The organism is Betaproteobacteria bacterium (assembly GCA_016713305.1).
In the GTDB taxonomy this organism is placed as follows: domain Bacteria; phylum Pseudomonadota; class Gammaproteobacteria; order Burkholderiales.
This window is the reverse complement of record JADJPK010000004.1, coordinates 584,378-604,760: the sequence shown is the minus strand read 5'-3', so window position 1 is coordinate 604,760 and position 20,383 is coordinate 584,378. Positions and strand designations below refer to the sequence as shown.

General features: G+C 55.3%; 20 protein-coding genes, 2 tRNA genes and 3 rRNA genes. 23 read left to right on the top strand and 2 right to left on the bottom strand.

Going from position 1 to position 20,383, the window contains the following annotated elements; translation table 11 throughout:
• Positions 1–18: 18 nt before the first annotated feature.
• The 13 genes from IPK20_03530 (at position 19) to tatC (ending at position 8,707) form a co-directional block, all read left to right on the top strand.
• A complete protein-coding gene (locus IPK20_03530; protein ID MBK8015869.1) occupies positions 19–675 on the top strand; it encodes an ATP phosphoribosyltransferase in 657 nt (218 codons plus the stop codon).
• Positions 672–1,970, top strand: a complete 1,299-nt coding sequence (gene hisD / locus IPK20_03525) for a histidinol dehydrogenase (GenBank protein MBK8015868.1) — start codon at positions 672–674, stop codon at positions 1,968–1,970. The genes IPK20_03530 and hisD overlap by 4 nt, the downstream gene beginning before the upstream one ends.
• The gene (locus IPK20_03520) at positions 1,963–3,120 is read left to right on the top strand and encodes a histidinol-phosphate transaminase (GenBank protein MBK8015867.1); all 1,158 of its coding nucleotides are present in this window, start codon (positions 1,963–1,965) and stop codon (positions 3,118–3,120) included. Before hisD ends, IPK20_03520 begins: the two co-directional genes overlap by 8 nt.
• The gene (hisB, locus tag IPK20_03515; protein MBK8015866.1) at positions 3,110–3,730 is read left to right on the top strand and encodes an imidazoleglycerol-phosphate dehydratase HisB; all 621 of its coding nucleotides are present in this window, start codon (positions 3,110–3,112) and stop codon (positions 3,728–3,730) included. Before IPK20_03520 ends, hisB begins: the two co-directional genes overlap by 11 nt.
• The gene (gene hisH / locus IPK20_03510) at positions 3,684–4,415 is read left to right on the top strand and encodes an imidazole glycerol phosphate synthase subunit HisH (GenBank protein MBK8015865.1); all 732 of its coding nucleotides are present in this window, start codon (positions 3,684–3,686) and stop codon (positions 4,413–4,415) included. The genes hisB and hisH overlap by 47 nt, the downstream gene beginning before the upstream one ends.
• Before the next feature lie 73 nt (positions 4,416–4,488).
• Positions 4,489–5,235 carry a 1-(5-phosphoribosyl)-5-[(5-phosphoribosylamino)methylideneamino]imidazole-4-carboxamide isomerase gene (gene hisA / locus IPK20_03505; protein ID MBK8015864.1) on the top strand — a complete coding sequence of 249 codons (747 nt, stop codon included), beginning with the start codon at positions 4,489–4,491 and terminating at the stop codon, positions 5,233–5,235.
• A 57-nt stretch (positions 5,236–5,292) separates the two neighbouring features.
• The gene (hisF, locus tag IPK20_03500) at positions 5,293–6,063 is read left to right on the top strand and encodes an imidazole glycerol phosphate synthase subunit HisF (protein ID MBK8015863.1); all 771 of its coding nucleotides are present in this window, start codon (positions 5,293–5,295) and stop codon (positions 6,061–6,063) included.
• Positions 6,064–6,071: 8 nt separating this feature from the next.
• Positions 6,072–6,476: a phosphoribosyl-AMP cyclohydrolase gene (gene hisI / locus IPK20_03495; GenBank protein MBK8015862.1), complete on the top strand. Its 405-nt coding sequence runs from the start codon at positions 6,072–6,074 to the stop codon at positions 6,474–6,476.
• Positions 6,473–6,805 carry a phosphoribosyl-ATP diphosphatase gene (locus IPK20_03490; protein ID MBK8015861.1) on the top strand — a complete coding sequence of 111 codons (333 nt, stop codon included), beginning with the start codon at positions 6,473–6,475 and terminating at the stop codon, positions 6,803–6,805. Before hisI ends, IPK20_03490 begins: the two co-directional genes overlap by 4 nt.
• Entirely contained in the window at positions 6,802–7,161 is a 360-nt protein-coding gene (locus IPK20_03485; GenBank protein MBK8015860.1) for a histidine triad nucleotide-binding protein, read from the top strand. Before IPK20_03490 ends, IPK20_03485 begins: the two co-directional genes overlap by 4 nt.
• A 40-nt stretch (positions 7,162–7,201) precedes the next feature.
• The gene (tatA, locus tag IPK20_03480; protein MBK8015859.1) at positions 7,202–7,426 is read left to right on the top strand and encodes a Sec-independent protein translocase subunit TatA; all 225 of its coding nucleotides are present in this window, start codon (positions 7,202–7,204) and stop codon (positions 7,424–7,426) included.
• 31 nt (positions 7,427–7,457) lie between these two features.
• The gene (gene tatB, locus IPK20_03475) at positions 7,458–7,922 is read left to right on the top strand and encodes a twin-arginine translocase subunit TatB (protein MBK8015858.1); all 465 of its coding nucleotides are present in this window, start codon (positions 7,458–7,460) and stop codon (positions 7,920–7,922) included.
• A 47-nt stretch (positions 7,923–7,969) separates the two neighbouring features.
• Positions 7,970–8,707 (top strand): twin-arginine translocase subunit TatC, encoded by a 738-nt coding sequence (tatC, locus tag IPK20_03470; protein MBK8015857.1) that lies wholly within the window; start codon positions 7,970–7,972, stop codon positions 8,705–8,707.
• A gap of 24 nt (positions 8,708–8,731) precedes the next feature.
• Here tatC and IPK20_03465 read toward each other — a convergent pair whose 3' ends face one another.
• Positions 8,732–9,904 carry a Do family serine endopeptidase gene (locus IPK20_03465; GenBank protein MBK8015856.1) on the bottom strand — a complete coding sequence of 391 codons (1,173 nt, stop codon included), beginning with the start codon at positions 9,902–9,904 and terminating at the stop codon, positions 8,732–8,734.
• A gap of 176 nt (positions 9,905–10,080) precedes the next feature.
• On the opposite strand from IPK20_03465, the gene rplM reads away from it, so the two are divergent.
• From rplM to erpA, 4 genes are all read left to right on the top strand, one after another.
• A complete protein-coding gene (gene rplM / locus IPK20_03460; GenBank protein MBK8015855.1) occupies positions 10,081–10,509 on the top strand; it encodes a 50S ribosomal protein L13 in 429 nt (142 codons plus the stop codon).
• Positions 10,510–10,517: 8 nt separating this feature from the next.
• Positions 10,518–10,910: a 30S ribosomal protein S9 gene (gene rpsI, locus IPK20_03455; protein MBK8015854.1), complete on the top strand. Its 393-nt coding sequence runs from the start codon at positions 10,518–10,520 to the stop codon at positions 10,908–10,910.
• A gap of 234 nt (positions 10,911–11,144) precedes the next feature.
• Positions 11,145–11,540, top strand: a complete 396-nt coding sequence (locus tag IPK20_03450; GenBank protein MBK8015853.1) for a polymer-forming cytoskeletal protein — start codon at positions 11,145–11,147, stop codon at positions 11,538–11,540.
• Between the two features lie 22 nt (positions 11,541–11,562).
• Positions 11,563–11,913: an iron-sulfur cluster insertion protein ErpA gene (erpA, locus tag IPK20_03445; protein MBK8015852.1), complete on the top strand. Its 351-nt coding sequence runs from the start codon at positions 11,563–11,565 to the stop codon at positions 11,911–11,913.
• A 107-nt stretch (positions 11,914–12,020) separates the two neighbouring features.
• Here erpA and IPK20_03440 read toward each other — a convergent pair whose 3' ends face one another.
• Positions 12,021–12,962, bottom strand: a complete 942-nt coding sequence (locus tag IPK20_03440) for a M23 family metallopeptidase (GenBank protein ID MBK8015851.1) — start codon at positions 12,960–12,962, stop codon at positions 12,021–12,023.
• 536 nt (positions 12,963–13,498) lie between these two features.
• Between IPK20_03440 and IPK20_03435 the strand changes: the two genes are divergently transcribed.
• From IPK20_03435 to rrf, 6 genes are all read left to right on the top strand, one after another.
• A complete protein-coding gene (locus IPK20_03435) occupies positions 13,499–14,689 on the top strand; it encodes a tyrosine--tRNA ligase (protein MBK8015850.1) in 1,191 nt (396 codons plus the stop codon).
• A gap of 250 nt (positions 14,690–14,939) precedes the next feature.
• A 16S ribosomal RNA gene (locus IPK20_03430) occupies positions 14,940–16,473 on the top strand.
• 135 nt (positions 16,474–16,608) lie between these two features.
• A tRNA-Ile gene (locus IPK20_03425) sits at positions 16,609–16,686 on the top strand.
• 11 nt (positions 16,687–16,697) lie between these two features.
• Positions 16,698–16,773, top strand: a tRNA-Ala gene (locus IPK20_03420).
• A gap of 333 nt (positions 16,774–17,106) precedes the next feature.
• A 23S ribosomal RNA gene (locus tag IPK20_03415) occupies positions 17,107–19,994 on the top strand.
• A 122-nt stretch (positions 19,995–20,116) separates the two neighbouring features.
• Positions 20,117–20,230, top strand: a 5S ribosomal RNA gene (gene rrf, locus IPK20_03410).
• Together the 16S, 23S and 5S rRNA genes with 2 tRNA genes alongside form the textbook arrangement of a ribosomal RNA operon.
• The last annotated feature ends 153 nt before the right edge of the window (positions 20,231–20,383 follow it).

Sequence of the window (20,383 nt, the reverse complement as noted above, 5' to 3'; positions counted from 1 at the left end):
TCGAAGCGCGATTCCGACGTGCCCAGCATTACCATAGCCCTCTCGAAGGGACGAATTTTCGAAGAAACTCAGCCTCTTCTCGCGGCGGCTGGGATCGTGTCGTCCGAAGATCCGGAAAGATCGCGCAAGCTCATTCTTGAGACCAATCGTTCCGATGTTCGAATCATCATCGTGCGAGCTTCGGACGTTCCGACTTATGTCCAGCACGGCGGCGCAGATCTGGGAATTGCCGGAAAGGACGTGTTGATGGAACACGGGGGACAGGGGCTGTATCAGCCACTCGATCTGGGAATTGCGCGATGTCGGTTGATGGTGGCCGTCCGGGAAGGGTTCGACTACGCCCAGGCTGTCAAGAAAGGCGCTCGTCTGCGTGTAGCAACGAAGTATCTCCACACCGCGCGGGAGCACTTTGCCGCGAAGGGCGTGCACGCCGACCTCATCAAACTTTACGGCTCGATGGAATTGGCGCCTTTGGTGGGACTTGCAGATGCCATCGTCGACGTCGTTTCGAGCGGAAACACCCTGCGTGCGAACAAGCTCGTCGCTGTGGAGGAGATCGCGTCGATCAGTGCACGTCTGGTGGTGAATCAAGCCTCGCTCAAACTCAAGCACTCTGCGTTGCAGCCCGTGATCGACGCGTTTTCTTCGGCGTGCGAAGACGAGGTTGAGACATGAAGCCTCGTCGCCTGAGCAGCACGGACCCGGCGTTCGAAGGGGAGCTTGATTCGTTGCTCGCCTTCGAGAACACCCTCGACCCCATCGTAGAAAGAACAGTGTCCGAGATACTGGCCGATGTGCGTCGGCGGGGAGACGATGCGCTCCTGGACTTCACCCGGCGCTTTGACAGGCTGCCAGTGGGTACGGTGGGCGAGCTTGTCGTCGAGGCTCAGGAATGCCGTTCAGCGCTTGAGCGTCTTCCGGCTGAGCAGGCTAGAGCCTTGCAAGCCGCGGCACAGCGTGTTCGCTCCTACCACGAGCGGCAGCTGGCTCAATCCTGGTCGTATACGGAATCGGATGGCACATGTCTCGGCCAGCAGGTTACATCGCTCGATCGCGTCGGAATCTACGTTCCGGGTGGCAAGGCGGCGTATCCGTCGACTGTATTGATGAATGCAATTCCAGCCAAGGTGGCTGGGGTCGGTGAGATCATCATGGTGTTCCCCACACCTGATGGTGTACGTAACGAACTTGTTCTTGCGGCCTCGGCTGTGGCTGGTGTGGACCGAGTCTTCACGGTGGGCGGGGCGCAAGCCGTGGGAGCTTTGGCTTACGGGACACAGTCAGTGCCTCGCGTTGACAAGATCGTAGGGCCGGGAAACGCGTTTGTGGCTGCAGCCAAGCGTCAGGTATTCGGAACCGTTGGCATCGACATGGTCGCGGGTCCTTCGGAGATCCTTGTTATCTGCGACGGGGGCACAAAGCCTGAGTGGATCGCGATGGATCTCTTTTCTCAAGCAGAGCATGACGAACTCGCGCAAGCGATACTTCTGAGTCCCGATGCGTCTTTTCTGGATGCGGTGGAGCGCTGCATGCACGACCTGTTGCCGTCGATGCCCCGCAAGGCCGTGATCGCGGACTCCGTGACCCGGCGGGGTGCACTTATTGAAGTCAGGAGCCTCGAAGAGGCCTGCACTATCGCCAACAGGATTGCGCCCGAGCATCTGGAACTGTCTGTGGATGACCCGAGTCAGTGGCTTCCGAAGCTGCGCCATGCAGGTGCGATTTTTCTTGGGCGCTATACGTCGGAGGCACTCGGGGACTACTGCGCAGGTCCCAATCACGTGCTGCCAACCGCAGGTACTGCGCGCTTCTCGTCGCCGTTGGGCGTCTACGACTTTCAGAAGAGAACCAGCATCATCCAGGTATCGCGCGAAGGGGCTCGCACACTTGGCGCGATAGCAGGCACGCTCGCCGACGGCGAAGGGTTGCCTGCGCATGCCGTTTCCGCGCGGTATCGTCTGCATGCCTGAACAGCATTCGGAGTTTCCGGTGACAAGGTCTTTCCATTCCCCCGCGAGCAGCCCCGCGACATGTTGTCCAAAGGATGTCCTGCGACCGGAGCTCCTGGACTGGAGCTCCTATCACGTGCCAGACAGTTCAGGCATGGTGAAGCTGGATGCGATGGAGAATCCATACAGTCTTCCGGCTGAACTGCAGCGCGAGATGGGGACCATTCTGGCGAGGGCCCCCATCAATCGGTATCCGGACGCCGGATGTACCGCACTGAAGTCGCGGTTGAGGGACTACCTCTCTGTTCCGAACGGCTGCGAGATTCTGCTGGGAAACGGCTCGGACGAGATTATTCAGATTCTGTGCATGGCGGTCGCACGGCCTGGCGCGACGATCATGGGGGTCGAGCCCTCCTTCGTCATGTATCGGGTTTCCGCTGCAGCCGCGGGTGCTGCCTATGTCAGCGTTCCTCTCACAGACGATTTCCAACTGGATCTCCAGCAGATGCTGGAAGTGATGCGAAATCGTCGTCCAGCGCTGGTGTTCCTTGCCTTTCCCAACAATCCGACGGGTAACCTCTTTCGTCGTGCTGATGTCATGCAGATCCTGGACGCGGCACCAGGCCTTGTCGTGATCGATGAGGCGTACCATGCGTTTGCTCGGCAGTCCTTGATGAGCGAGTTGGTTAGCCGACCGAATCTGCTGATAATGCGTACCCTCTCTAAGCTCGGACTGGCGGGTCTCCGTTTGGGAATGGTGGTTGGAAGATCTGCCTGGATTGCGGAGTTCGACAAGCTCCGACTGCCATACAACGTCAACGTGCTTTCGCAGTTGGCAGCAGATTTCGTGTTATCGCATGTGGACCTTCTCGAACGGCAAGCCGAGCAACTGCTTCTGGAGCGTCAGTGCATCATCGATGCCCTCCAGGGAACGCCTGGCGTCCAGGTCTTTCCCAGTGACGCAAACTTCGTAACGTTTCGGGTCGCCGATGCTTGTGCGGTGTTCGATGGTCTCAAGCAGCGCCAGGTACTCATCAAGAACTTGCACCTGGCGCATCCGATGCTGCGGAATTGCCTGCGAGTCACCATTGGAACTCCTGCTGAGAACAGGATGTTCTTGCATGCACTGAATGAGCTCGATTGGATCCGGGAGAACGTTCATGTCGGATGAATCGCGGGGCGTGTTGTCGCCTGTCCGTACCGCCGAAGTCGTTCGAGAGACCTTGGAAACGAGAATTCGTGTGAAGGTCGGCCTGGACGGCACAGGCGCTTCACAACTCGATTCGGGAATAGGTTTTTTTGACCACATGCTCGATCAGCTTGCGCGCCATGGTCTGATGGACTTGGAGGTGGAGGCCCGTGGTGACTTGCACATCGATGGTCATCACACTGTCGAGGACGTCGGTATCACCTTGGGACAGGCCTTCGCCCGTGCCCTAGGGGACAAGAAGGGCTTGCGCCGGTATGGTCACGCTTACGTACCGTTGGACGAAGCGCTATCTCGCGTTGTGGTGGACCTTTCCGGACGGCCTGGATTGGAGTTCAACGTGCCATTCACGCGGACAACGATCGGCGCCTTCGACGCAGAGCTGTTCTACGAATTCTTCCAGGGGTTTGTGAATCACGCGCTCATTACGCTCCACGTAGACAACCTAAAGGGACGTAACGCCCACCATCAAGCCGAGACGGTGTTCAAGGCGTTCGCGCGCGCCCTTCGAATGGCTATCGAACCCGATGCGCGGACTGCGGGAAGATTGCCTTCGACCAAGGGTGTCCTGTAGCGAGTCACTCATGCGGATCACGGTCGTCGACTATGGAATGGGCAACCTGCGGTCGGTTGCGAAAGCTCTTGAGCGAGTGGCTCCAGATGAAGAAGTGGTGGTCACCAGCGATCCGGATGTAGTCCACTCCTCTGACCGAGTTGTTTTTCCCGGCCAGGGAGCGATGCCTGATTGCATGCGGGAAATGGACGCGCGTGGATTGCGGTCCGCGATTCTTGATGCGGCTCGCAGCAAGCCGTTTCTTGGAATTTGCATCGGTCTGCAGATGTTGTTCGAAAGGAGCGAGGAGGGGGACGTAGCCGGCCTTGGGCTTCTCGAGGGCAACGTCCGGCGATTCCCCAGGAACCGCATGGTGGACGCGGAAGGAAGGAAGCTGAAGGTCCCTCATATGGGCTGGAACATGGTGCGCCAGACTCATACCCATCCGCTATGGGAAGGTATTGACCAGAACGCCCGCTTCTATTTTGTACACAGCTACCACGTAGTGGCCAATACGAACATAACTGCCGCAGAGACTGACTATCCAACACCGTTCGTGAGCGCGGTTAGCGTTCGTAACATTTTCGCGGTACAGTTTCATCCGGAAAAGAGTCACAACGCTGGACTCAGGCTGCTTTCCAACTTCGTTTCATGGAAGATCAGCGATGTCGGCGCGCTCGATCTCTCCCGGCAGATCTCCGCGTAGCTTATCGATTGTTCATCGTTCATCCGAGCGTCTCCGATACTTCGGTCCGGGCCTCCAGCGTGCAGAGGAAATCATGCTGATCATTCCAGCCATAGATCTGAAAGACGGCCACTGTGTGCGCCTCAAACAAGGTGTGATGGAACAGGCGACGGTCTTTTCCGAAGACCCTGCATCGATGGCGAGGCATTGGCTTGCTCAGGGTGCACGACGATTGCACTTGGTGGACCTCAACGGCGCATTCGCCGGCAAGCCCAAGAATGAAGAGGCCATAAAAGCGGTGATCCAGGCAGTTGGCGACGATGTGCCTGTACAGCTTGGAGGTGGCATTCGTGACTTGGACACCATCGAGAGATATCTTGACGATGGAGTGAGCTACATCATCATCGGAACAGCTGCGGTGAAGACTCCTGGTTTTCTTCATGACGCTTGCTATGCCTTTCCGGGACACATCATGGTCGCGCTCGATGCGAAGGCGGGAAAGGTTGCAGTAGATGGCTGGTCCAAGATGACTGGACATGATGTGGTTGATCTCGCCCAGAAGTTTCAGGACTATGGTGTTGATTCGATCATCTATACGGACATCGGGCGGGACGGCATGCTCGTTGGGGTCAACGTGGAAGCCACCGTGTCACTGGCTCGCGCACTGTCCGTACCGGTGATTGCTAGCGGCGGCATCGCCTCTCTGGAAGACGTGCGCAGTTTGTGTGCAGTCGCGCAAGAAGGCATTGCCGGTGCCATTTCAGGCCGTGCCCTGTATGAAGGCGCACTTGATTTCAGGCAGGCGCAGGCTCTGGCTGATCAGTTGGCGCCCGAGTCTTGACCGGGTCCACATGATCAGTTTTCGGACCGGACAACTCTTGGCGAGACACTGATTATCATGGGCCTAGCAACTCGAATCATTCCCTGCCTTGATGTGACAGCAGGCCGTGTGGTCAAGGGGGTGAATTTCGTTGGCCTCAGAGACGCTGGCGATCCCGTGGAGATCGCACGTCGATACGACGACCAAGGCGCGGATGAACTCACGTTCCTCGATATCACAGCGAGCTCCGATGGTCGCGATACGATGGTTCATGTCGTCGAGCAGGTTGCGTCCCAGGTATTCATTCCACTGACTGTTGGCGGAGGGGTGCGCTCCGTCAGTGACATTCGTCGTCTATTGAACGCCGGAGCTGACAAAGTCAGCATCAATACTGCTGCGGTACAGGATCCCCACTTCGTAGAAGAAGCGGCGTGTCACTTCGGATCCCAATGCATTGTCGTAGCAATCGATGCTAGGCGAAGAAGTAGTGAAGGGTCCGGGAGGTGGGAGGTGTTCACCCACGGAGGCCGCCGGGCTACGGGGTTGGATGCCATCGAGTGGGGTATTCGGATGGAAGCCGCAGGCGCCGGCGAGATCTTGCTTACCAGTATGGATCGCGACGGCACAAAACTAGGTTTTGACATCGAGTTGACGCGAGCTTTCTCCGATTGTTTGGAAGTACCGATTATCGCCAGTGGCGGTGTCGGAACCCTTGACCACCTTGTGGCAGGTGTTCTTGACGGTCGCGCTGACGCCGTTCTTGCCGCAAGTATCTTTCATTACGGCGAATTCACGGTTGGGCAAGCGAAGGTACATTTGGCAGCGACGGGAATCGAGGTTCGCCTGTGAGTGAGGTCATGTCCTGGATTGACGACATTGCGTGGTCCGCGGAAGGGCTGTTGCCAGTTATTGCTCAAGACTCGAGGAGTGGGCGCGTGTTGATGTTTGCGTACATGAACCGGGAGGCGCTGGAGCGCTCTATCAGTACAGGCGAGGCACACTACTGGTCCCGTTCTCGCGCGAAGCTATGGAGGAAGGGAGAGGAGTCTGGGCACTTGCAGAAGATCAAGGGGATCTTCATTGATTGCGACGGCGACGTGATTCTTCTGAAGGTCGACCAAGTCGGAGGCATTGCCTGTCATACGGGCCGAGAAAGCTGCTTTTTCAGGCGGCTCGATGGAGAGCAGTGGCGATTGACTGATGAAGTCATTGTGGACCCCTCGGTCATCTACGGATCGCGTGAATTGAAAGGTAAGTCATGATCGACGCCGAGATTCTTCATCGTCTCGCAATTACTCTGAAAGAGCGAAAAGGAATGGACCCGTCGTCTTCCTACGTGGCCTCTCTGCTCGCGAAAGGGACCGATGCCATCCTCAAGAAGATCGGGGAAGAAGCAGCCGAAACCATAATTGCCGCGAAGGGCGATGATAAACTTCCCGTTGTCCGTGAGATGGCGGATCTTTGGTTCCATTGTTTGGTGTTGCTCTCCCACTTCGATTTGGGTCCCGATGATGTCTTAGCGGAACTCCGGCGAAGGGAGGGCATTTCGGGCGTGGAAGAAAAAGCGTCGCGTGGACGCAGTCAGTCATGAAATCAGACCCACACTGCATTTTCTGCAAGATCGTCGCTGGGACGATACCCAGTCGAAAGGTGTACGAGGATGAGGAGGTGTTGGTTTTTCACGATATAGAGCCAGTCGCTCCCGTTCACCTCTTGATCATTCCAAAGGAACACGTGCCTTCCATGGCGGAGTTGTCGTTTGATCACACTGCTCTAATAGGAAGAATGATGGTGATGGCTGGCCGTCTGGCGACTGAACAAGGATCCCCAGATGGATTCCGGTTGATTGCCAACACGGGTCGAATCGGGCGCCAAGACGTTTATCATTTGCATCTTCACGTGATCGGAAGTTCCCAGCCTTTGCCGGGTATGATCGCGCGGTCCTAATCGAAGCGGGGCTCGAGCGCCCCCTACTGGAGGTGGGAACATGGGAAGCTTTAGCATCTGGCACTGGTTGATCGTGCTGCTCGTAGTAGTGCTTATATTTGGTACCAAGAAGTTGCGCAATCTGGGGCAGGACCTCGGAGGAGCCGTTCGGGGCTTCAAGGACGGAATGAAGGGAGACGAGGAGAAAGGTTCAAATCAGAAGCTCGAGGCAGCTACCGCGGGTCAGACTATCGATGGTGAGGTCAAAGATAAATCTAAGGCCTGAGTGATCCACTAAGGAACGAGGCGCGACCGGAATGTTCGATGTCGGTTTCTCGGAGATGCTGGTGATTGGCGTCGTCGCCTTGGTGGTCATTGGCCCCGACCGGCTACCGAAGGTGGCAAAGACGGTCGGACATCTGATGGGACGGATGCAACGGTATGTGGCAGATGTCAAGGCAGACATCAACAGAGAAGTGGAGATGTCCGAACTGAAAGACCTGAAGAGGACCATGGAAGACGCGGCTGCTTCCGTGAACAGTGCAGTAACCGCCCACGCAAACGAAATCTCCGAAGAAATAAAGAAGACCGAAGAAGAGTTTAATCGTCTCTCCAATCCCATGGTGCATTTCGGTCTGGCAGGGAGCGGGGTTTCGGCACCGATGCATTCGTCAGAGCATGACTCGGGCGAGGCTCTTTCGCCACCTTCGCAGATGGAATTGGGCCTGTCAGATGTTGGAACGAGTGCCAACGTGGAGCTCGCGCCGGAACCGCGTTCGTAGTTACAAACTTCCTCTCTGAGGCGGTCATTCGCAGTAAAGGAAGTTCTATGAGCGAGCCAGACACCTTTCTTTCACACTTGATCGAGTTGCGTGACCGTCTTCTCAAGGCGGTGCTGGCCGTCTTGATTGTTTTTCTCCCTTGCTTTTACTTCGCTCCGCAACTCTACGATTTCCTTGCGCAGCCTCTGATGGCAGCATTGCCTGAAGGCTCTCACATGATTGCGACTGGGGTGGTCACGCCATTCCTGGTTCCGGTCAAGGTAGCCATGCTGGTTGCGGTCTGTATATCGCTTCCGGTCGTTCTATACCAAGCTTGGGCCTTTGTTGCTCCTGGGCTCTATGCACATGAGAAGCGATTTGTCTTTCCCCTGATAGTCGCAAGCACATTCTTGTTTTTTGCGGGGATGGCATTTTGTTACTACTTCGTATTTGGGGTTGTGTTCAAGTTTGTCTATGCCATCGCACCAAAGAGCATTGAAGTGGCGCCTGACATGGAGAACTACTTCAGTTTCGTGATGGGGATGTTTGTCGCATTCGGCGTAACGTTCGAAGTGCCCGTCGCCGTCGTCCTGCTCGTTAAAATGAACTTTGTGACTGTTGCGAAGTTGAAGGAGGTTCGACCCTACGTCATTGTCGGCGCCTTCGTTGTTGCTGCCGTAGTGACGCCTCCTGACGTTGTTTCCCAAATCATGTTGGCTATACCCGTTTGGCTCTTGTATGAATTAGGAATCATCGTCGCTACGCTTGTCGCTAGGGGGTCACCGCAATCCCAAACCTCGGGCTGACACTATGTCGTGAGTTCCGCGGGTTCATTCTTCTGTAGTGGGGGTGCTGGCTTGCGAGGGTCTTCGTCCGACTAGCACTGATACGTGCATCTCCTTGCCGTTTCGTATTAGTTGGAGCCGAGAGACCTTTCCAGGTCTTAGTGCTGCCACAGAGTTCAACATGGACGAGGAGTCTGTCACGGTCTTGCCGTCGACTTCAGTCAGGATATCCCCAGGTTTTACGCCTGCCTTGTCGGCCGGGCCACCCCGTAAGACACCAGCTATGAGGGTACCCGTAGCGGATCGCAGCCTAAAGGACTCGGCTAGTTCGCTCGTAAGCTCTTGAACTTCTACACCGATCCAGCCGCGCGTAACAGTGCCGGTTGCGATGATTTGATCCATCACCTGCTTCGCCAAGCTTACGGGAATCGCGAATCCTATTCCCATGCTGCCTCCACTACGCGAATAGATGGCACTGTTGATTCCAACAAGATTGCCACTACTATCCACTAGGGCTCCTCCGGAGTTTCCAGGATTGATCGCCGCGTCTGTTTGAATGAAGTTCTCGAACGTATTGATGCCAAGATGACTTCGTCCAAGCGCGCTCACAATTCCCATAGTCACGGTCTGACCTACTCCGAATGGGTTGCCGATCGCAAGTACGATATCGCCCACGCCAAGTGCCTCCGTAGGAGCGAGGGTGACCGCGTGGAGACCCGTCGTCCTCACTTTGAGTACGGCGAGATCCGTCTCGGGATCTGTGCCGACGACACGTGCGGCCATCTTTCGTCCGTCAGGCAAGGCGACCTCAATGCCGTCGGCAGAGTCAATAACATGATGATTTGTTAAAACAAATCCAGTTGCGTCAATAACGACCCCTGAGCCTAGGCTGGAGAATCGCTGGGTTTCTTCGTCAAGCTGATCGCCAAAGAACCGGCGAAAGAACGGTTCATTCGTAAGGGGGTGTCTCGGAATCTTGACGTCCTTGCTTGTGAACACGTTCACCACAGCCGGGGATGCCTTCTTGGCAGCTTCTCGGTAGCCGGTAGCCAGTCCTGACGTTGGGGGTGCGGGCGGGCTCCGAACTTCTCGAATCGTGACAAGGGCGTCTCGCCGATCGAAAAAGGGGACCAACTCCGGTCTCAAGGTTGTTGCTACCAAGGTCGCCGCAAGAGTAACCGTGACCGCTTGGGTAAATAAGAGCCAAAGCTTGTGCATGAAGCGTGTCAATCGAAGGGTAACGTATGAAGAATATCGGAACCCTCTCTGGCGCTACACATCATTCCAAGTGGATATATCCCGCGCTACAAATGGTACTCGCGAATTGGTTTGACTACTCGAGCTCCCTCGACTACCATTTCGGGCTCTTTTGAATTCTCGGCGGATCTTCAACGATGAAGACCTTTTCAGCCAAACCACTCGAGATTGAGCGCGATTGGTTCGTAGTCGATGCAAGCGACAAGGTATTGGGCCGGGTGGCGTCTATCGTCGCTCATCGTTTGAGAGGAAAGCACAAACCTATTTTTACGCCTCACGTGGACACTGGAGACTTCATCGTTGTGGTGAATGCTGACAAGATGAGGGTGACGGGCCAAAAAAGTAAGCAGAAGATTTACCATCGGCACAGTGGATATCCTGGCGGCATCCGCAGTGCGGCCTTCGAGAAGGTTCATGCGCGCTTTCCTGGTCGAGTGCTTGAAACGGCAGTGAAAGGCATGCTTCCAAAAGGGCCACTTGGATATGCCATGCTCCGCAAGCTGAAAGTGTATTCGGGTGCGGCCCATCCTCACGCTGCGCAGCAACCAAAGGCCCTCAATATTTAGGAGTCCTCATGGACGTTCATCAGAGTCTTGGTACAGGACGCCGAAAGAGTGCTGTTGCACGAGTTTTTCTGCGTCCGGGAAAGGGTGCATTCGTCCTTAACGGTAAGCCGGTTGACGAATTTTTCTCTCGCGAAACGGGTCGTATGGTCGTTCGTCAGCCCCTTGAACTTACCAACCATCTCGGTTCATTCGATATCATGGTGAATGTGACTGGAGGTGGTGAGTCCGGCCAGGCAGGTGCAGTGCGCCACGGTATCGCGCGCGCGCTCGTTGAGTATGACGAGGCACTTAAGCCGGCATTGCGGAAAGCCGGGCTGATAACACGGGACGCCCGAGAGGTCGAAAGAAAGAAGGTAGGTCTGCATAAGGCGCGTCGGCGCAAGCAGTTCTCAAAGCGGTAATCGAACTGTATTCAAAGAAGCAAAGGGCCGCATTGCGGCCCTTTGCTTTTCGACGAAGTAAGGGGTTCATCTCGGCTTTCCTTGAATTGATTCGTTGTGTGCTCAACTCGCAGGTATATTGAGTGCTGCCTGTGAGCGACCACCGGTCCTTGGCGACGGAGACACGCGTTTGTCCTTTGGTTGTTTGAAGGAGCCCTTCTGAACGGGCGCCACTACGAAGCGAAGGAGGGTGGGATGAAACCCGCACAGCGGATTGACAGCTTGGTCGGTGCAACGGTCAAAATTCAGGGCAACGTGGAGTTTGCTGGGGGGCTCAGAATAGATGGTTGCGTATGCGGAAATGTAGCTGGACGAGTTGGTGAACCTTCTACCCTGGTGTTGTCAGAACAAGGCTGCATTGAAGGAGAGATTCAGTCATGTGTCGTCGTAGTAAACGGTGCAGTGCGTGGGTCAGTGCGTGGAACCGAGTACGTTGAGCTGCAACCAAAGGCCAGCGTAACCGGAGACGTTTACTATAAGACCATAGAGATCCAGTTAGGAGCACTGGTGGATGGTCGGCTAGTGCACGAAGAGTCTGATGGGGGGGGGAAAATAGTCGCCCTTAAGCACCCTGCCACTTCTATTGAGTAATACTGCAAGTCGGAGTCTTGCTATGAACACGACAACTGGGACTATGGAAGCACTGGTTTTTACGGACGGTGCGGCTGAAAAAGTTAAGCAACTCATTGAAGAAGAAGGTAACCCTGACTTGAAACTCAGGGTTTTCGTAAGTGGGGGCGGCTGCTCGGGCTTTCAGTACGGTTTCACTTTTGAGGAACGGGCGGAGGACGATGATCTGGCGGTCGCCAAGGCGGGCGTAACTTTGCTCATTGACCCCATGAGCTATCAATATCTGGTCGGTGCGGAAATCGATTACCAGGAAAACGTGGAAGGTGCGCAGTTCGTGATCAAGAATCCAAACGCGACAAGTACTTGCGGGTGTGGGTCATCGTTTTCAGCATGAATAGAAGCGCGCGCGTCTGTCGTCGAAAGCCCAGAAGAGCTGTCTTGGCAAGAAAAGTTGGCTTTGCGTAGAACAAGACTGCTGGGATTGAACGAATTACCCTACTATCACTGCGCAGAAGCTACCGATACATCCCTCAACGCACTCAATTGCGAGAGTCTGTCGGACGCAACTTCAAGGAACCGGTGCCTTGAGTTGACAGAGAGTTCATTGCCCGGGCGCTTGGCCAGACGCGTGGGATCGACGTGACTTCCATTCACATGGAATTCGTAGTGAAGATGTGGTCCTGTAGCTAGGCCCGTCATGCCCACGAAGCCAATGACCTCGCCTTGCTGAACCCTGTTTCCCGATCGCAATTCCCTTGGGAACCCGGACAGATGACCATACAACGTCGTGTATCCGCGACTGTGTCGAATCACCACAGTCTTGCCATAGCCATTCTGCCAACCAGCAAACGAAACAACACCGTCCGACGTTGCACGTACTCGAGTGCCGATAGGTGCTCCATAATCGATTCCCTTGTGCGCCCGCCACACCTGCAGGACTGGATGAAGTCGCGATGTTGAGAATCCCGACGTTATGCGTGAAAACTCGATTGGCGACTTCAAGAATGCCTGGCGGAGGTTCTTTCCGTTCGGTGCGAAGTAACTTGTCTGCCCATTCTCATCTTGGAAGTAAATCGCCTGAAGGGTGCGACCTTGATTGGTGAATTCGGCGGCAAGCAGCTTGCCGGGACGCAACGCTTCTCCATTTGAGTAGGTCATCTCGTAGACCATCGAGAAGTGATCGCCTGCTCGAAGGTCTCTGTGAAGGTCAACTTCGCTGGAAAATACCTCCGCGAACGCAGCGGATATCGAATCTGGTATGCCCGCCTCGTCCGTTGCCGAGTACAAGGAACTCGCCACAGCGCCCGACTTGAGCACAATTCGGATCTCGGTTGCGACGGGCTTAACGGACAACAGGAAATCGCTATCGTTTTCTCTTGATACGACAATGACCGACTCATCATCACGTACGGTCAATTCGAGCAATCGACCTTCGCGGTCCACGCGCGCCACAACCGTGCGGCCGGTCGTCCAAGGCGCCAGAGCTCGAATAACGGTCGGTCGGCTAAAGAATCGTTGAGCGCCCGTGTCGGAGACTTGGAGGCGAGCTAGCAGGCTAAAGATCGTGTCTCCTCGTAGGACGCGTTCTTCCCGAACGAACCCCTGCGAAGAGTCTGCCGACACGATTTCTCTTGGACTTATCGCTACAGGTGCTGAAACAGACCGAATCTCAACATTTTCATCCAATGTGGAATGTGGAGCCACTCCAAGAGCCACGCCAACTGCTCCTGCCAGCCCAAGCAAGCCTAGGAGGAATCGCCGAACAAGCGTTAGACGAATGATGGCAACATAATAGGAGACGCTTCTTGGGGACTTCATTAGAGAGGATTGGTCCGAGATCGTCAGCAAGCGAGACAAAAACTGTTGGAAGTCTACCATGAGAGGGACACTGAATCGCCTCTCGTCAAACGCCGATCGGACGACTTGGTCGACGGAATCTGTAACGACCCATTCACAAGAACCTTGAGCAAATGAACCAGATGCGGGAGCAGCTTGAAACAATAAAGCGCGGTGCAGAAGAACTTCTCGTGGAGTCGGAATTAGTTGAGAGGCTCAAAGGGGGGCGTCCGCTACGAATCAAGGCCGGCTTTGATCCAACGGCACCCGATCTGCATCTAGGGCACGTGGTACTGCTAAACAAGCTGAAGCAATTCCAGGATCTTGGTCATCAAGTACTTTTCCTAATCGGCGATTTTACGGGGATGATCGGAGATCCCACCGGCAAGAACACAACACGGCCCGCCCTAACGCGAGACCAGATTCTCGAAAACGCCGAAACCTACAAATCCCAAGTATTCAAGATATTGGACCCTAGTCTTACGGAGATCTGCTTCAACTCCTCATGGATGGATGAACTTGGGACGACGGGGCTCATAAAGATTGCGTCGATGTACACGGTAGCCAGGATGCTGGAAAGAGACGACTTCGGTAAGCGGTACCGTGAGAATCGCTCAATAGCCATCCACGAGTTCCTGTATCCGCTAGTTCAAGGTTACGACTCCGTTGCCTTAAAGGCTGATGTCGAACTGGGGGGCACGGACCAGAAGTTCAATCTCTTGGTTGGCCGTGAACTACAAAAGCATCACGGACAAGCGCCCCAATGCATCCTTACCCTCCCCTTGCTGGAAGGGCTTGATGGCAATGCAAAGATGTCCAAGTCTCTAGGAAATTATGTGGGCATCACCGATGCGGCCGATGAGATGTTCGGAAAGCTGATGTCGATTTCCGACGAATTGATGTGGCGATACATTGATCTATTATCTTTTGAGCCAGCCGACCATATCGCACGCTGGAAAAGAGAGGCCGCGGAAGGGCGAAATCCCCGAGAGATCAAGGTGCACTTCGCAAAGGAGTTGGTAGCACGCTTTCACAACGACTTTGCGGCGAATCAGGCAGAGAAGTCGTTCAATGCAAGATTTCGCAGCGGTGAACTACCAGAGAACATGCCTGAGTTTAATGTGGCAAGCGCGAGGGATCGTTTGCCGTTAGCTCAGGTCTTGAAGGAATGTGGTTTAGTCGTAAGCACTTCCGAAGCTCTGCGCCTACTTGACCAAGGGGGTATTCGGGTGGACGGGGAAAAGATCACAGATCGCAATCGAACGGTTGCAAAGGGAAGTACTGTAGTTGTCCAAGTCGGTAAACGCAGGTTCGCTCGGGTGCATGTCCACTGAGAGCGTCGTCGAATCACTCATCGAATCGCAAAAACCCTTGACGATCTGATCGTGCCCCGTATAATGCGCGGCTTCCCGTTGACGCGGGGCGCTCTTTAACAAGAAGGAACAGCCGAGAGGTGTGGGTGCTTGGGCTGAGTTTGCTTTGGGTTGGTTGGCCTGAGAGGGTTGATTGAGCTGAGGTGGATGAGGTTGGAGTTGGGGCACTTGCACTGACGGAAACGTCAAGCGAGTTTTAGCTAGAAGAATTGAACTGAAGAGTTTGATCCTGGCTCAGATTGAACGCTGGCGGCATGCTTTACACATGCAAGTCGAGCGGCAGCGCGGGGGCAACCCTGGCGGCGAGCGGCGAACGGGTGAGTAATGCATCGGAACGTACCCTGGAGTGGGGGATAACGCCGCGAAAGCGGCGCTAATACCGCATATGCTCTGAGGAGGAAAGCGGGGGACCGAAAGGCCTCGCGCTGTGGGAGCGGCCGATGTCCGATTAGCTAGTTGGTGGGGTAAAGGCCTACCAAGGCGACGATCGGTAGCTGGTCTGAGAGGATGATCAGCCACACTGGGACTGAGACACGGCCCAGACTCCTACGGGAGGCAGCAGTGGGGAATTTTGGACAATGGGGGCAACCCTGATCCAGCCATGCCGCGTGAGTGAAGAAGGCCTTCGGGTTGTAAAGCTCTTTCGGACGGAACGAAATCGCTCGGGCCAATAATCCGGGTGGATGACGGTACTGTAAGAAGAAGCACCGGCTAACTACGTGCCAGCAGCCGCGGTAATACGTAGGGTGCAAGCGTTAATCGGAATTACTGGGCGTAAAGCGTGCGCAGGCGGACTTTTAAGCCAGATGTGAAAGCCCCGAGCTTAACTTGGGAATGGCGCTTGGAACTGGGAGCTAGAGTGCGGCAGAGGGAGGTGGAATTCCACGTGTAGCAGTGAAATGCGTAGATATGTGGAGGAACACCAATAGCGAAGGCAGCCTCCTGGGCCGGCACTGACGCTCATGCACGAAAGCGTGGGGAGCAAACAGGATTAGATACCCTGGTAGTCCACGCCCTAAACGATGCTCACTAGGTGTTGGGGAAGCGATTCCTTGGTACCGTAGCTAACGCGTGAAGTGAGCCGCCTGGGGAGTACGGCCGCAAGGTTAAAACTCAAAGGAATTGACGGGGACCCGCACAAGCGGTGGATGATGTGGATTAATTCGATGCAACGCGAAAACCTTACCTACCCTTGACATGTCCGGAACCCTGGTGAGAGCTGGGGGTGCCCGAAAGGGAGCCGGAACACAGGTGCTGCATGGCTGTCGTCAGCTCGTGTCGTGAGATGTTGGGTTAAGTCCCGCAACGAGCGCAACCCTTGCCGCTAATTGCCATCATTCAGTTGGGCACTTTAGTGGGACTGCCGGTGACAAACCGGAGGAAGGTGGGGATGACGTCAAGTCCTCATGGCCCTTATGGGTAGGGCTTCACACGTCATACAATGGCGCATACAGAGGGCTGCGAAGGGGCGACGGGGAGCCAATCCCAGAAAGTGCGTCGTAGTCCGGATTGCAGTCTGCAACTCGACTGCATGAAGTCGGAATCGCTAGTAATCGCGGATCAGCATGTCGCGGTGAATACGTTCCCGGGTCTTGTACACACCGCCCGTCACACCATGGGAGTGGGGTTCACCAGAAGGCGTTAGCCTAACCGCAAGGAGGGCGACGACCACGGTGAGCTTCATGACTGGGGTGAAGTCGTAACAAGGTAGCCGTATCGGAAGGTGCGGCTGGATCACCTCCTTTCTAGAGAGTGGTACCAAGACGTTTCCCAGCACTGACCGAAAGGTCCTGAGTGCCCACAACCTGTCGGTTGTTTCAACACTGCACATTCGAAGACGGAAGGTCCTGGAGAGGCGTGAAGGCTTTGGGTGTCTGGCCGGGTCTGTAGCTCAGTTGGTTAGAGCACCGTCTTGATAAGGCGGGGGGTCGTTGGTTCGAATCCAACCAGACCCACCATCGATCAAAATGGGGCCATAGCTCAGTTGGGAGAGCGCCTGCTTTGCAAGCAGGAGGTCATCGGTTCGATCCCGCTTGGCTCCACCAGAAGGTAGAGGTCAGCAGTCAGGGTCGTGCGATACGAGGAGTATTGGACGGCATTGACTCTTGGCCTTTGAGGCGAAAGCTGAGAAGGGCAGTGTTCTTTAACAATGTGGAAGAAGTGAATCGGCGATCTGGAAGGTGATCGTTCTGGTGCTTGAGTCGCGTGATGACGGGGCGAGGGGCTGGGCGATGCTGGAGAGATGACGATCTGGGTTAAGATTGTATCGCGTGCACTCTGCCGGTCAGATGACGGCGTGGTGGGGTGTGCAGTGGCAAGCATTTGCAAGGTTGCAGAGACGAAGTCTGGGGTCCTCGGAAGAGGGTTCAAGGCTATAGGATCAAGCGACTAAGTGCATGTGGTGGATGCCTTGGCGATCACAGGCGATGAAGGACGTGACAGCCTGCGAAAAGCTCCGGGGAGCTGGCAAATGAGCATTGATCCGGAGATGTCCGAATGGGGAAACCCGGCCCGCAAGGGTCACCGCCGCCTGAATACATAGGGCGGAGGGAGCTAACCCGCTGAACTGAAACATCTAAGTAGGCAGAGGAAGAGAAATCAACCGAGATTCCGGAAGTAGTGGCGAGCGAAACCGGACGAGCCTGCTGTCTTTAGCCAGTGTTTTAGCAGAACGGTCTGGAAAGGCCGGCCATAGTCGGGTGATAGCCCCGTATGCGAAAAGACGCTGGTGGAACTAGGGCAGCGAAAAGTAGGGCGGGACACGTGGAATCCTGTCTGAAGATGGGGGACCATCCTCCAAGGCTAAATACTCGTGATCGACCGATAGTGAACCAGTACCGTGAGGGAAAGGCGAAAAGAACCCCGGGAGGGGAGTGAAATAGATCCTGAAACCGCATGCATACAAACAGTCGGAGTCCCTGAAAGGGATGACGGCGTACCTTTGTATAATGGGTCAGCGACTTACGTTTACCAGCGAGCTTAACCGAATAGGGGAGGCGCAGCGAAAGCGAGTCCGAATAGGGCGCTTTAGTTGGTAGGCGTAGACCCGAAACCGGATGATCTACCCATGGCCAGGATGAAGCGGGGGTAACACCTCGTGGAGGTCCGAACCCACTAGTGTTGAAAAACTAGGGGATGAGCTGTGGGTAGGGGTGAAAGGCTAAACAAATCCGGAAATAGCTGGTTCTCTCCGAAAGCTATTTAGGTAGCGCCTCGTGTATCACTCCTGGGGGTAGAGCACTGTCATGGCTAGGGGGCCGTTCTAGGCTTACCAAACCATAGCAAACTCCGAATACCGGGAAGTGCAGCACGGGAGACAGACATCGGGTGCTAACGTCCGGTGTCAAGAGGGAAACAACCCAGACCGCCAGCTAAGGTCCCTAATGACACGCTAAGTGGAAAACGAGGTGGGAAGGCTTAGACAGCCAGGAGGTTGGCTTAGAAGCAGCCATCCTTTAAAGAAAGCGTAATAGCTCACTGGTCGAGTCGTCCTGCGCGGAAGATGTAACGGGGCTCAAGCGTGTAACCGAAGCTGCGGGTGCACAGAAATGTGCGCGGTAGGAGAGCGTTCCGTAGGCCTGTGAAGGTGTCCTGTAAGGGATGCTGGAGGTATCGGAAGTGCGAATGCTGACATGAGTAGCGATAAACAGCGTGAAAAGCGCTGTCGCCGAAAGCCCAAGGTTTCCTGCGCAACGTTCATCGGCGCAGGGTGAGTCGGCCCCTAAGGTGAGGGCGAAAGCCGTAGCTGATGGGAAACAGGTCAATATTCCTGTACCAACGTGCAATGCGATGGGGGGACGAAGAAGGTTAGGCTAGCCGGGTGTTGGATGTCCCGGTTTAAGCCTGTAGGCATGCTGCGTAGGCAAATCCGCGTGGCTAAGCCGAGAGGTGATGACGAGGTCTCATTGAGACTGAAGTGACTGATACCCCGCTTCCAGGAAAAGCCTCTAAGCTTCAGTTGTACGTTGACCGTACCGCAAACCGACACAGGTGGGCAGGGTGAGAATCCTAAGGCGCTTGAGAGAACTCGGGTGAAGGAACTCGGCAAATTGGCACCGTAACTTCGGGAGAAGGTGCGCCCCGGTAGGTTGTAGTCCCTTGCGGACGAAGGCCGATGGGGTTGCAGTGAACTGGTGGCTGCGACTGTTTAATAAAAACACAGCACTCTGCAAAGATGATGAATCGACGTATAGGGTGTGACGCCTGCCCGGTGCCGGAAGGTTAAGTGATGGGGTGCAAGCTCTTGATCGAAGCCCCGGTAAACGGCGGCCGTAACTATAACGGTCCTAAGGTAGCGAAATTCCTTGTCGGGTAAGTTCCGACCTGCACGAATGGCGTAACGATGGCCACACTGTCTCCACCCGAGACTCAGCGAAGTTGAAATGTTTGTGAAGATGCAATCTACCCGCGGCTAGACGGAAAGACCCCGTGCACCTTTACTGTAGCTTTGCATTGGACTGTGATGGGATCTGTGTAGGATAGGTGGGAGGCGTTGAAGGGCGGTTGCTAGATCGCCTGGAGCCGACGTTGAAATACCACCCTGATGTCATTGCGGTTCTAACCTTGGGCCCTGAATCGGGCTTGGGGACAGTGCATGGTAGGCAGTTTGACTGGGGCGGTCTCCTCCCAAAGTGTAACGGAGGAGTGCGAAGGTACGCTTGGCGCGGTCGGACATCGCGCTGAAAGTGCAATGGCAAAAGCGTGCTTGACTGCGAGACTGACAAGTCGAGCAGCTACGAAAGTAGGTCATAGTGATCCGGTGGTTCTGAATGGAAGGGCCATCGCTCAACGGATAAAAGGTACGCCGGGGATAACAGGCTGATTCCTCCCAAGAGTTCACATCGACGGGGGAGTTTGGCACCTCGATGTCGGCTCATCACATCCTGGGGCTGTAGCCGGTCCCAAGGGTATGGCTGTTCGCCATTTAAAGTGGTACGTGAGCTGGGTTTAAAACGTCGTGAGACAGTTTGGTCCCTATCTGCCGTGGGCGTTGGAAGTTTGAGGGGGGCTGCTCCTAGTACGAGAGGACCGGAGTGGACGAACCTCTGGTGTACCGGTTATGACGCCAGTCGTATCGCCGGGTAGCTAAGCTCGGAAGAGATAACCGCTGAAAGCATCTAAGCGGGAAACTTGCCTCAAGATGAGACTTCCCGGAGCCTTGAGCTCCTTGAAGGGTCGTTGAAGACCACAACGTTGATAGGCGCCGTGTGCAAGCGTGGTAACACGTTGAGCTAAGGCGTACTAATTGCCCGTACGGCTTGATCCTATAGCCTTGAATGAAAGGCTCGATCTTGCAGCCACAAGCGAAACACTCTGCAACCCAGACACTTCTTCCCCATCGCATGTCGTGATCCAGCCGCTTGGCGACACCACGACATCCAAGCTTTGCCTTGCGGCCATAGCGTCTTGGTCCCACCCCCTTCCCATCCCGAACAGGAGCGTGAAACGAGACTGCGCCGATGATAGTGCGGCAACCCGTGCGAAAGTAGGTCACCGCAAGGCTCCCCAAAACACAATGCCCCGTCGATCCCTTCGACGGGGCATTGGCGTTTCTATTGCCACAACTTCAGCCACCCCTCCACCATCCCACTCCGCCCAAACCTCACCCCATCACACCCCCTATCCAGAACGCCTCTTACCCCACCTTCAACGACA

Excerpts from the sequence above, each read along its gene's own strand:
- hisD (MBK8015868.1), top strand. The coding sequence starts at position 672 with ATGAAGCCTCGTCGCCTGAGCAGCACGGACCCGGCGTTCGAAGGGGAG.
- IPK20_03520 (MBK8015867.1), top strand. The coding sequence starts at position 1,963 with ATGCCTGAACAGCATTCGGAGTTTCCGGTGACAAGGTCTTTCCATTCC.
- hisB (MBK8015866.1), top strand. The coding sequence starts at position 3,110 with ATGTCGGATGAATCGCGGGGCGTGTTGTCGCCTGTCCGTACCGCCGAA.
- hisH (MBK8015865.1), top strand. The coding sequence starts at position 3,684 with ATGCGCGGACTGCGGGAAGATTGCCTTCGACCAAGGGTGTCCTGTAGC.
- hisA (MBK8015864.1), top strand. The coding sequence starts at position 4,489 with ATGCTGATCATTCCAGCCATAGATCTGAAAGACGGCCACTGTGTGCGC.
- hisF (MBK8015863.1), top strand. The coding sequence starts at position 5,293 with ATGGGCCTAGCAACTCGAATCATTCCCTGCCTTGATGTGACAGCAGGC.
- hisI (MBK8015862.1), top strand. The coding sequence starts at position 6,072 with ATGTCCTGGATTGACGACATTGCGTGGTCCGCGGAAGGGCTGTTGCCA.
- IPK20_03490 (MBK8015861.1), top strand. The coding sequence starts at position 6,473 with ATGATCGACGCCGAGATTCTTCATCGTCTCGCAATTACTCTGAAAGAG.
- IPK20_03485 (MBK8015860.1), top strand. The coding sequence starts at position 6,802 with ATGAAATCAGACCCACACTGCATTTTCTGCAAGATCGTCGCTGGGACG.
- tatA (MBK8015859.1), top strand. The coding sequence starts at position 7,202 with ATGGGAAGCTTTAGCATCTGGCACTGGTTGATCGTGCTGCTCGTAGTA.
- tatB (MBK8015858.1), top strand. The coding sequence starts at position 7,458 with ATGTTCGATGTCGGTTTCTCGGAGATGCTGGTGATTGGCGTCGTCGCC.
- tatC (MBK8015857.1), top strand. The coding sequence starts at position 7,970 with ATGAGCGAGCCAGACACCTTTCTTTCACACTTGATCGAGTTGCGTGAC.
- IPK20_03465 (MBK8015856.1), bottom strand. The coding sequence starts at position 9,904 with ATGCACAAGCTTTGGCTCTTATTTACCCAAGCGGTCACGGTTACTCTT.
- rplM (MBK8015855.1), top strand. The coding sequence starts at position 10,081 with ATGAAGACCTTTTCAGCCAAACCACTCGAGATTGAGCGCGATTGGTTC.
- rpsI (MBK8015854.1), top strand. The coding sequence starts at position 10,518 with ATGGACGTTCATCAGAGTCTTGGTACAGGACGCCGAAAGAGTGCTGTT.
- IPK20_03450 (MBK8015853.1), top strand. The coding sequence starts at position 11,145 with ATGAAACCCGCACAGCGGATTGACAGCTTGGTCGGTGCAACGGTCAAA.
- erpA (MBK8015852.1), top strand. The coding sequence starts at position 11,563 with ATGAACACGACAACTGGGACTATGGAAGCACTGGTTTTTACGGACGGT.
- IPK20_03435 (MBK8015850.1), top strand. The coding sequence starts at position 13,499 with ATGCGGGAGCAGCTTGAAACAATAAAGCGCGGTGCAGAAGAACTTCTC.